Genomic DNA, 10,082 nt, shown 5'->3' with positions numbered 1-10,082 from the left:
GGCAGGCGGTCGGCATGTACCGCGCGTGCGTGACCGCCGAGCCGTACAGCAACTCGTTCGTGCGGATCTTCGGTGACCCCGAGGAGTGGTTCCAGCTGCGCGCCGGCTCGCTGTTCTGGCGCAACGACACGTGCCGCACGCACCGCGTGGTGGTACGCGCCGAGATCCCGTACGTGCGCATCCTCGTCGGGCCGGGGAACCGGTGGGAGGTGCGCACGTTCATCGACGCGGGGATCGACACGGTCGACGCGCCGTTCGACGGGGCCCGCACGCCCGAGATGTTCTGGACGTCGAACTGGGCGACTGGTCTGCCGCAAGGCACCGCGCAATACCAAGAGGCGCCGGGCGCGGCGTCGCGCGAGTTCGTAGTGCCACCGGGGTCGCACATCATCGCCCAGGCAGTGGTGCAGGCGCACATGCCCGCGTTCGAGTCCAATCCGGTCAACCTGCTGGCGTTCGGCGCGTTGCAGGTGTTCCTGTCGGCGTGGCCGTCCCACATGGACAGTGGCATCGGCCGCACGTGCTAGCCTGCTTGCGCTGCGAGTCGCTGAGCCTGGCTCGGTGAACCGGAGGCGGGGAGAGCAACGCCCGGCGGGCCTAGTGCCTGCCGGGCGTTTCCCGTTTCACCGCACCGCCTACCCGGCGCACACGAGGTGCCCGTGCCACAGGCGCGCGTTCACCCCGTTGTCCTCCATCGACACGAGCGTGTAGACCTCGCCCGGCGCGGTCTCGACCATCGCCGCGTACACCATCCCGAGCTGGGTGCTGTTGTGGTTCTCCATCAGCAGTTGTCCCGCGTTCCACGTTGCCCCGTCGTCAGTCGACACCGCGTACACCGCGTCGCGCGTCGTAGCGTCGCGGTAGACGACGACCAGCTGGCCGGTCGACGTCGCGAGCGCGGTCGGCCGACCAGTGCCAGGGAACAGCTCACGCGGCGCGCTCCAGGACTGCCCGCCATCGGTCGACTCGGTGAGCCCGATCGACTGCCACGCCCCGTGCCGGTGGAAGACGAGCATGCGGCCCGGCTGGTTCTCGTCGAGCACGAGCCACGGTTCCGCGTAGCTGCGCTCGTCGGCCGCGCCGTCCGCGATCCGGGTCGACGTCCAGTTCGCGCCGCCGTCGACCGAGCGCGCGATGTACGCGGAGTCGAACTCCTCGAGGTCGCCGGTGGCGTCGTCGCGTTCGCGGCCGTAGAACGGCAGCCACAGTGTGTCGCGCCCGCCGGGACCTTCGGCGCGGATCGGTGCTGAGACGGCCGCGTAGGGCAACCGTGGGTCGACCCTGCGCGGCGTGCCCCACGTTGCGCCGCCGTCGCGCGAGAGGCGCGCGTAGGCCCCAAGAGCAGGCAGGGACTGGAAGCCGGTGAAGTAGGTCAGCCAGTGCCGGTCGTCGGCCTGGCGCGACACGTTCGGGTCGCGTACGCCTATGCTCCACCGCAGAAACTCCGGCGCGGTCCAGCTCGCGCCGCTGTCACTGCTGGTCGTGGTGAACAAACGGGACGTGCCGTAGGACAGGTGGTCGTTGCCCTGCCACCACACTGCGCGCAGCCCGGCCGGGATCTCGACGACAGTGGGGAAGGCGCTGTAGTCGTCGCCGAGCGGCATCGGCTCGAACGCGCCAGGCAGGTAGTTCGGGCACACGACAGGGTCTGGTTGCGTCACACCCTAAGTGTCCCAAGCAGACCGACTCCGATCGGGGAAGTCGGTGCCTGTTCGTACAGTCCGGTCACACGTCTCTTCGTTGCGTGCTGTGGCAAGGCACCTTCTGGTGACGCGACGAAGGGGCGACGTCGAGCACCTGCGGTAGCTCGAGGTCGCCCCTTCGGGTGCCTACTCGGCAGCGGCGCTGCTCGCCTGCTGGCCTTCGCGGGCCTGCCACGGGATGCCCTTGCGTGGGCCGGACGGCTCGATGGGCTTGTTCACGCTGCGCGTGGGCTTGCCGTCCGTGCCGAGCCGGGGGTTACTGTGCGCGAGCCCGAGCCAGGAGTAGAGAGTGGACCGGGGCACCTTGCAGTTCAGTTCGAGCTGGCGCAGGTTCACGCCGAGTTCGTTGTAGGCGCGCTCGACGAGTTCAGCCATGGTCTCAGCTGCCTGCTTGTACTCACGGTCGAGCCGGAACCGCTCGTCGACTATCTCGCCGATGACTACCTTGAGCCGTTCGAGCGCATCACCACGGGGCCGCTTGGACCCGACTTCAACAACGCCGCCGTGCCGGTTGAACACCCCGCGGGCCAGGTCGTAGTGCTCGGACTGCTCGGCGTACTTCCAGCCGTACTCAGCCGCGAGCTTGACCTTGGGCCCGAACTTGTCAGTGTTCTTCTTGTGCGCCACCCGGTTCTTGCGGCGCTCCTCAGCGAGCCGCACTAGCTCGCCGACAACGCGTTCGCGCTCCTCCGCGATCTCCGCGGCAGTGAGCGGCCGGCCATCGCGCGTAGTCGCGGTCCGGGCACGTCGGCGGGGGTTGGTGGTCATAGTGTTTCACACTCTACAAGTTATGTAGTGTGTGGGACAACCGCGCGGATGTTACCGGGTATCACGGACCGGTAGGCGTTGACCACCTTGCGGGCCTTCGCGAGGTACGTAGCCTGCGCTTCGCGGGCCAGGTCGTCCCAGTCGTCGCTGCTCGCCTGGTTGCGCTCGAAGTCGTCGGCCAGCATCGCCAGCGCAGCGGCCTTGACGCCCTCCTCGTGGCGCTCGTTGTCGGTCGGCGTCTCGGCGGGCGTTTCGCTCACGGGCAGTCCTTCAGTCACGTGGGGTGCCGGTGAGGATACCGGCAACCCACGTGACCAGCTTCGATCACCCTGCGTCGGCGACTGCGTCAAAGTCGACCGTGTACTCCCGCTCTTCGTCCAGGGCTGAGGTGGGCGGCAGCGTGTCCGCGGCCAAGCGCTGCATGACCCGCTCCATCACCGGCGCGACCGGCGAGCCCATCGCCAGGCAGAGTTGCATGAACCGGGTCACCGTCAGTGCCACCCGGCCGCCCTCGTAGCCGCGCAGCGTCGCGACGTGCAGATCGAACGGCAGGCGCGTGATCAGGTCGGCCTGCGTGATCCCGGCCTGCTTGCGCACCCGGCGCAACTCGTCGCCGAGGACGACGCGCGCCAGCTCCTCGGGCAGCTCAGCGAGCACCGGCACGGCGGCCGGTCGTGGCGCTGGCACCGACGCGCCGGGCTCGTCGTGCTCGCTGAACGGGTCGACGTCTGCGTTCGCGCGGGCGAGCCGCACCGTGTCGAGGTCGACGACCGTCGCCAGCACGTCGGGTAGCGGGTCGACCGGCGCGCCCGCAGTCGCTAGCGCGGCGTCGGCGGCGCGGGCCGCGGCTTGCAGCTGGCTCGGGTCCAGGTGGCCGTACCGGTCCACAGTCGTGGTGATCGACTCGTGCCCAAGGCGACGCTGCACAGTGGCCAGGTCGACCTTGCGGGCGATCAGCCACGAGGCGTGTGTGTGGCGCAGGTCGTGGATGCGGATGCGCTTCTTCGTGATCCGCCGTTCGCGCGGCACCTTCTCCCCGTCCGGGGTGCGGGTGGCGGTGACGGCCTTGACGGCAGGCACCCACTGGTGGCTGTAGAAGTTGCTGTAGTGGACCCGGCCACCGCGCGGGCCGCGGAACAGCCAGTCGTCCTCGTCGCGGTCGCCGATCAGCACGCGCAGCGGCTCGACTAGCGATCGAGGCAACGACACCAGGCGCACCGACCGCGCAGACTTCGGCGAGCCGATGTAGTGGCCGCTCTCGGCGCGTTTCACTGCCTTGTCGATGTTCACGTACGGGTGTTCGACGTCCAGCGCGACGTCGCCGACTTGCAGCGCGATCAGCTCGCCCCACCGCATCCCGGTTCCGGCGAGAACCCGCACCATCAGCTGGTACGGCTCGCCGAAATAGGACACGAACAGTCCGAATTCCGCCGGGGTCAGGAACGTCATCTCGGCCGGGGTGTACTTCGGGAGCCGGATGTTCTTCGCCGGGTTGTCGCTGCGCGCCACCTTCTTGTTGTCGATGGCCCACGTGAACGCCGCCGAGAGCAGGGCGTGCACGTTGCGCAGGGTCTTGGCCCCCATGCCGAACGCCACGGTGTTGATCAGCTGGCGACGCACGCGCAGCACCCGCAGCGCTACGAAGACCTCCGCGAGGTCGTCCGGAACCAGCGGGGCCTTGCCGGTTTCGTAGCCGGTGACCTTCTTGACCGGCCAGCCCAGCCTCTCGGCGAGCTGTTCACGGGACAGCTCGGCGTCCTTGCGCGCTTGGGTGAGCATGCCCCCGGCCCGCGTCGGGTCGGGGCACGAGACCTTGTTCACCCAGGCGCGGATGCGGTCGCGTTCGATGGCGGTCGCCGACAGGCTGCCGATCAGCGGCACCAGGTGATAGGCGGCCATGTTGTTGTAGTCGCGGCGGGTGCGTTCCTCAATGCCGGTCAGCAGCTTTATGTGCTCGTCGAGCATTTGCGCGACGGTGAGTTCGCGATTCTCGACGGCGTTGTACGCGGCAACGGCGTCCTGGACGTTGTTGCCCGCGGCTTCCAGGATGGCCTTGAACTTCTCGGCTTCGGTCTCGTCGTCGAAGGTGAGGTAGTCCTTCGCGAACTTGCCGGACGGCAGCCGGTGGTCCAGGAACCAGACGACGCGGTAGCCGATCGTGCCGTCAGTGCGCTTGCGGCGCTCGATGCTTGCCATGGGTTGCGCTCCGGTGGTGGACACCTTGCGGGTTAGTTCGACAGGGTTGCGGCGTCTGTCGCAAGAGGTGAGGGCAGACGTGTCCCTCGTGGAATTTCAGGCAGTGGGGGAGAAGGTCAGCGAGTGGCGCTGGGCGCGGTCTCGAGGACCGCTGTCGACTCGTCGGTGATCACGATGACGCGGGCCGAGGTCGGCGGCCGGCCGATGCGGCGGGCTCGTGCGTCGGCGATCCGGCACAGGTCGTCGAGCATCGCGCCGGGCTCGTCGGAGTCGGGCACAGGCCTATAGACGTCGTTCCAGTCGCGCGGGCGTCGAGCTGCGTGGGGAGGTGGCGTGGTCATCGCTGACCCCTTCGTGCGTGATGGCGGGTGCTTCGCGCACCACGCTACCGCGCTCATGGGGATGCGAGAGGGGGTCTGTGGGGATGCGGGGTGCTCCGCACCCCCTCTGACCTGCGGTTTTACTGGGGTGAGTGACGGGACTTGAACCCGCGACATCCTGGACCACAACCAGGTGCTCTACCAGCTGAGCTACACCCACCATTGCCGCTCCGAAGAGCGACGAGACACATCGTAACGTGCCTGCCCGCGTGGCATGCAAACGGTTAGCTTTCGGCCGTCAGCAGGGCCTCTGCCACGGCTTTCGCCTGGTCGCTCGTGGGCCCGGGCTGAGGCACGAACGCCGTCCCCCGGTAGTAGCGCAGCTCGCGGATGGACTCCTTGATGTCCGCCAGCGCCCGGTGGGTGAGGCCCTTGTCCGGCTGCGCGTAGTAGATCCGCGGGTACCAGCGCCGGCACAGCTCCTTGATCGACGACACGTCGATCATCCGGTAGTGCAGGTGGGCGTCGAGCAGGGGCATGTCGCGGGCGATGAACCCCCGGTCGGTGGCGATGGAGTTGCCGCACAGGGGGGCCGTCCTGGCGTCCGGGATGTGGGAACGCACGTAGTCGAGCACCCGCGCCTCGGCGTCGGCGAGCTCGACGGTCGAGGCCTGCACCAGCGGCGTCAGGCCCGAGCTGGCGTGCATCTCGCGCACGATGTCGGGCATGGTGTCGAGCACGGCGTCGTCGGCGTGGATCACGATGTCGACGCCTTCGTCGAGGATGTTGAGCTCTGAGTCGGTGACCAGCACGGCGATCTCGACCAGCGCGTCCTTGCTCAGGTCGAGGCCGGTCATCTCGCAGTCGATCCACACCAAACTGTCCGTCACGCCACGGAGCTTAGCCCGGTAGGCTGGTTTGATCTCGCAGCTTGCGGGGGTAAAGGCTTGGCGCGAGGCTTCCCAGGACCGGCTTTCACCTAGTGAGGCGATGCGGATGGGCAAGGATGTCGAGCGGACCGAGTTCACCCGCGCCGACCGGCAACGGTTTCGCGAGAAGGTCCGGCTGGACCTGGACGTGTTCGCGCAGATGCTCAAGCAGTCCGCGTTCGACACCGAGCGGCCCATGTCGGGGCTCGAGGTCGAGCTGAACCTGGTCGACGCCGCCGGCGACCCGGCGATGAAGAACGAGGACGTGCTGGCCGCCATCGCGGACCCGGACTTCCAGACCGAGCTCGGCCAGTTCAACATCGAGATCAATCTGGCCCCGAACGAGCTGAGCCCGGACGGGCTGGCCCGCTTCGAGGACAGCCTGCGCGCGTCGCTGAACGCGGCGGAGACGAAGGCCAACACGGTCGACACGGACATCATGATGATCGGCATCCTGCCGACGCTGCGGCATGAGCACATGAACGTGGAGACACTGTCGACCAACCAGCGGTACAAGCTGCTCAACGAGCAGGTCCTCGCGGCCCGCGGCGAGGACCTGGAGATCAGCATCTCGGGCGAGGAACGCCTGGTCGCGCAGGCCGACACGATCGCGCCGGAGTCGGCGTGCACCAGCGTCCAGTACCACCTGCAGGTGGCGCCGGAGCGGTTCGCGGACTTCTGGAACGCGTCGCAGGTCGTCGCCGGCGTGCAGGTCGCGCTCGGCGCCAACTCGCCGTACCTGTTCGGCAAGCAGCTGTGGGCGGAGAGCCGGATCGCGTTGTTCGAGCAGTCGACCGACACCCGGCCGGACGAGCTGAAGGCGCAGGGCGTGCGCCCGCGGGTGTGGTTCGGCGACCGGTGGATCACCTCGATCTTCGACCTGTTCGAGGAGAACGTCCGGTACTACTCGGCGCTGCTGCCGCTGTGCGACGACGAGGACCCGGCGGCGGTGCTCGAGGCGGGCGGCACGCCCCAGCTGTCCGAGCTACGCCTGCACAACGGCACGATCTACCGCTGGAACCGGCCGATCTACGACGTGGTCGAGGACCGGCCGCACCTGCGGGTGGAGAACCGGGTGCTGCCCGCCGGGCCGACCTGCGTCGACGTGATGGCCAACGCGGCGCTGTACTTCGGGCTGGTCCGCGCGCTCGCCGACCAGGAGCGTCCGTTGTGGACACAGATGAGCTTCTCGGCCGCCGAGGAGAACTTTCACAACGCGGCGAAGGGCGGCATCGGCGCTCGGGTGTACTGGCCGGGCATCGGCGACGTGCCGGTCACCGAGCTGGTGCTGCGCCGGCTGCTGCCGCTCGCGCACGCGGGCCTCGAGGCGTGGGGGGTGGCCCAGGATCAGCGTGAGCGGCTGCTGGGCGTCATCGAGAAGCGCTGCATCTCCGGTCGGAATGGGGCAACCTGGCAGGTGGACACCGTCCGCTCACTGGAGGAGTCGCGTTCCGTGTCACGAGAGCAGGCCCTGCGCGAGATGACCCGCCGCTATGCCTCGCACATGCACACGAACGAACCGGTGCATACCTGGTCGGGAGCGTAGGTGTCAGTTCTCCCGCGCCTCGGCCTGGGACGCGTCCACCACAGCGTCGCGCAGCACGGCGCGGAGGCGGCCCACGTCGAGCGGGTTGAGCACGGCCGTCTCGCCGGGCGGGGCGACCAGCACGACCCGCCCCTGCCGGACGAAGACCGTGAGGTCACGGCGGCGGCCTGCCACGTCACGACACGTGATCGACCATTCTTTGTGGCTGGTCACATTGCTCATCCTCCGGCAGTTGATCCGCCCACGCGTGATTGTCGTTTAACAGTCAGACGTCGCGACGACGTAGTCGTGACGCGTGTTGTCCATCTGAAGGAAGGCATGACCCACCATGGTTGATCCGCGCCGCATCGTGATCGTGGGCACCGGACTCGCGGGTGCCTCGGCCGCCGGTGCGCTGCGCGAGCAGGGCTACGACGGCGACCTGCTGCTTGTCGGAGAGCAGCGACACCGCCCCTATGAGCTGCCCGCGCTGTCCAAGGGCATCCTGCTCGGCGACACCGACGACCCGGACTGGGTGCACGAGGAGTCGTTCTACGCCGAGAAGAACATCGACCTGCGGCTTGGCACCCGGGTGAGCGGGGTGAGCATCGGCGACCACACGGTCGACGTCGACGGCAAGAGGGAGTCGTGGGACCGGCTGGTGCTGGCCACCGGCTCGACGCCGCGGCGGCTGCGGCTGCCGGGCCACGACCTCGACAACGTGCTGCGCCTGCGCCGCCTCGACGAGGCCCGCGCGCTGCGCCGGGAGCTGACCGAGGGCCGCGACGTCGTGATCATCGGCGCGGGCTGGATCGGCTGCGAGGTCGCGGCCGCCGCCCGCAAGCACGGCGCGAACGTGACCGTGGTCGACGTGCTGCCGCAGCCGCTGCACCGCGTGGTCGGCGACACGGTCGCCGGGGTGTTCCGGTCCATGCACGAGGACCAGGGCGTCACGTTCCGGCTGGACACCGGCATCGCGGAGTACGTCGGCGAGAACGGCCGGGCCACGGGTGTGCGGCTGGAGGACGACAGCGTGCTGCCCGCGGACCTGGTGTTGGTGGCGGTCGGGGCGTACCCGCGCACCGAGCTGGCGCAGGAGGCCGGGCTGGCACTGTCCGACGACGGCGGCGTCCAGGTCGACGCGACACTGGCGACGTCCGCGCCGGACGTGTTCGCGATCGGGGACATCGCCGCGCACGCGCACCCGAGGTTCGGGCGGCGCATCCGCGTCGAGCACTGGGCGAACGCGAAGGACCAGGGCGCGCACGTGGCGCAGAACCTGCTGGGCGCGAGCGAGCCGTTCACGGCGAGCCCGTACTTCTTCTCCGACCAGTACGACCTGGGGATGGAGTTCCGCGGCCTGACCGACCCGTTCAGCGACGAGCTGGTGGTCCGCGGCGACCTGGGCACCAGGGAGTTCATCGCCTTCTGGGTCCGCGACGGCGCCCTGCAGGCCGCGATGAACGTCAACATGTGGGACGACGGCGACACCTTGGGCGCCCTGGTGGACAAGCAGGCCCGCGTCGAGCCGGCGAAGCTGGTTGACGCGGATCTGGCGAGCCTGATGGGGTAGGCCCGGAGGCAAACGCCGGATGACCGAGGCAACTGACGGTTCGATCGACACTGTGCTGGTGAAGGCGGCGCGGCTGTCCAACGAGGGCAGGCCGCACGCCGCGATCGCCGTGCTCGAGTCGGCGCTGCGGGTTGACCCGGATCATCCGGTCGTGTGGTGCCGGCTGTCGGCCGCCTACCTGGACGTCGGCGAGGCCAGCGAGTCGCTGGACGCGGCGAAACGCGCCATGGCGTTGGGTGGCCCGGCGTGGGCGCACCGCCTCGCGAGCCTCGCCCTGGTGGAGCTGGGGCGGTACGACGAGGCGGTCGTCACGGCGGCCGAGGCCGTGCGGCGGGCCCCCGACGACTGGCGCTCGCTGGTGGCCCTGTCCGAGGCACTGGCCCGCGACCAGCCGGAGCAGGCGATCATGGCGGCCCGCGCGGCAGTTGACAGAGCGCCGGAGGAAGCCCGCGCCCACGAGGTCCTGGGCGACGCGGCGATGCTGGCGCACGACTGGATGCTGGCCGAGAACGGCTACCGCGACGCGGCCCGCCTGGACCCGACGAACCAGGACGTGGCGGCGAAGCTGGAGCGGGTGGTCAACCGACCGGGCGACGACCCACGCCGGCGGAGGCGGCCGGTCCGCACCCGCGGGGTGACGCCGAAGTTCGAGCGACAACATCGCGTGGCCTGGTACTTGGCGGTCAGGCGCCCGACCCGCTGGCTGGCCGGTGGCACGCTGGTGCTGCTGGTGACGTCACCGCCGCCCCGCCTGGCGCTGTTGGGGATGGCACTGGTCCTGCTGGTGGCCGTCCTGGCATGGCGGGCCTGGGTCGGTCTGCCGGACGGCTCCCGGATGTCGCTTTCGGTCCTGTACGCCAAGCTGCCGATGGCGGTGGCCGCCGGCGTCGCGGCGTCGGCGTCGGCGGTGGCGTTGCTGTCGTGGACGGCGACGGCGGCACTGGACGCGCCGGTGCGGGTGTTGTTGGCGGTGGGGCTAGGGTGCGCTCTGGTGTCGCTGGCGGTCACGTGGTTGGGCCTGCGAAGGATGTGGAAGCGCTGAGCCCGACGGAACCTCGTGGGATGCCG

General features: G+C 69.4%; 11 protein-coding genes and 1 tRNA gene. 4 read left to right on the top strand and 8 right to left on the bottom strand.

Features of this window, described 5'->3' with window-relative positions; all coding sequences use genetic code 11:
* On the top strand, window positions 1–527 hold a 527-nt coding region (locus VET29_RS41405; protein ID WP_324932088.1), incomplete at its 5' end, for a hypothetical protein.
* A gap of 108 nt (window positions 528–635) precedes the next feature.
* Here the strand turns inward: VET29_RS41405 and VET29_RS41400 are convergent.
* From VET29_RS41400 to orn, 7 genes are all read right to left on the bottom strand, one after another.
* Window positions 636–1,661, bottom strand: coding sequence for a sialidase family protein (locus tag VET29_RS41400; protein ID WP_324932086.1), 1,026 nt, complete (start codon window positions 1,659–1,661; stop codon window positions 636–638).
* 168 nt (window positions 1,662–1,829) lie between these two features.
* Window positions 1,830–2,471 (bottom strand): hypothetical protein, encoded by a 642-nt coding sequence (locus tag VET29_RS41395; protein WP_324932084.1) that lies wholly within the window; start codon window positions 2,469–2,471, stop codon window positions 1,830–1,832.
* Window positions 2,472–2,491: 20 nt separating this feature from the next.
* Complete coding sequence (locus VET29_RS41390; RefSeq protein ID WP_324932081.1) at window positions 2,492–2,731, bottom strand: hypothetical protein; 240 nt, start codon at window positions 2,729–2,731, stop codon at window positions 2,492–2,494.
* A gap of 64 nt (window positions 2,732–2,795) precedes the next feature.
* Window positions 2,796–4,667 carry a tyrosine-type recombinase/integrase gene (locus VET29_RS41385; protein ID WP_324932079.1) on the bottom strand — a complete coding sequence of 624 codons (1,872 nt, stop codon included), beginning with the start codon at window positions 4,665–4,667 and terminating at the stop codon, window positions 2,796–2,798.
* Window positions 4,668–4,783: 116 nt separating this feature from the next.
* Complete coding sequence (locus VET29_RS41380; RefSeq protein ID WP_324932077.1) at window positions 4,784–4,945, bottom strand: hypothetical protein; 162 nt, start codon at window positions 4,943–4,945, stop codon at window positions 4,784–4,786.
* A 186-nt stretch (window positions 4,946–5,131) separates the two neighbouring features.
* Window positions 5,132–5,207 (bottom strand) — tRNA-His (locus VET29_RS41375).
* A gap of 64 nt (window positions 5,208–5,271) precedes the next feature.
* Window positions 5,272–5,877: an oligoribonuclease gene (gene orn / locus VET29_RS41370; RefSeq protein ID WP_324932074.1), complete on the bottom strand. Its 606-nt coding sequence runs from the start codon at window positions 5,875–5,877 to the stop codon at window positions 5,272–5,274.
* Window positions 5,878–5,983: 106 nt separating this feature from the next.
* Here orn and VET29_RS41365 point away from each other — a divergent pair, with 106 nt between their 5' ends.
* Window positions 5,984–7,462, top strand: a complete 1,479-nt coding sequence (locus VET29_RS41365) for a glutamate--cysteine ligase (RefSeq protein WP_324932072.1) — start codon at window positions 5,984–5,986, stop codon at window positions 7,460–7,462.
* Between the two features lie 3 nt (window positions 7,463–7,465).
* On the opposite strand, the gene VET29_RS41360 is transcribed toward VET29_RS41365, so the two are convergent.
* Window positions 7,466–7,684 (bottom strand): hypothetical protein, encoded by a 219-nt coding sequence (locus VET29_RS41360; RefSeq protein WP_324932069.1) that lies wholly within the window; start codon window positions 7,682–7,684, stop codon window positions 7,466–7,468.
* 106 nt (window positions 7,685–7,790) lie between these two features.
* Here VET29_RS41360 and VET29_RS41355 point away from each other — a divergent pair, with 106 nt between their 5' ends.
* On the top strand, window positions 7,791–9,014 hold the full coding sequence (locus tag VET29_RS41355; RefSeq protein WP_324932066.1) for an NAD(P)/FAD-dependent oxidoreductase: 1,224 nt from the start codon (window positions 7,791–7,793) through the stop codon (window positions 9,012–9,014).
* Window positions 9,015–9,033: 19 nt separating this feature from the next.
* Window positions 9,034–10,056, top strand: a complete 1,023-nt coding sequence (locus VET29_RS41350) for a tetratricopeptide repeat protein (protein ID WP_324932063.1) — start codon at window positions 9,034–9,036, stop codon at window positions 10,054–10,056.
* Window positions 10,057–10,082: the final 26 nt, after the last annotated feature.

It is taken from the genome of Actinophytocola sp., from assembly GCF_035634895.1.
Lineage (GTDB): Bacteria > Actinomycetota > Actinomycetes > Mycobacteriales > Pseudonocardiaceae > Actinophytocola.
The sequence above is the reverse complement of the archived record's forward strand: the minus strand, read 5'-3'. Positions and strand labels throughout refer to the sequence as shown.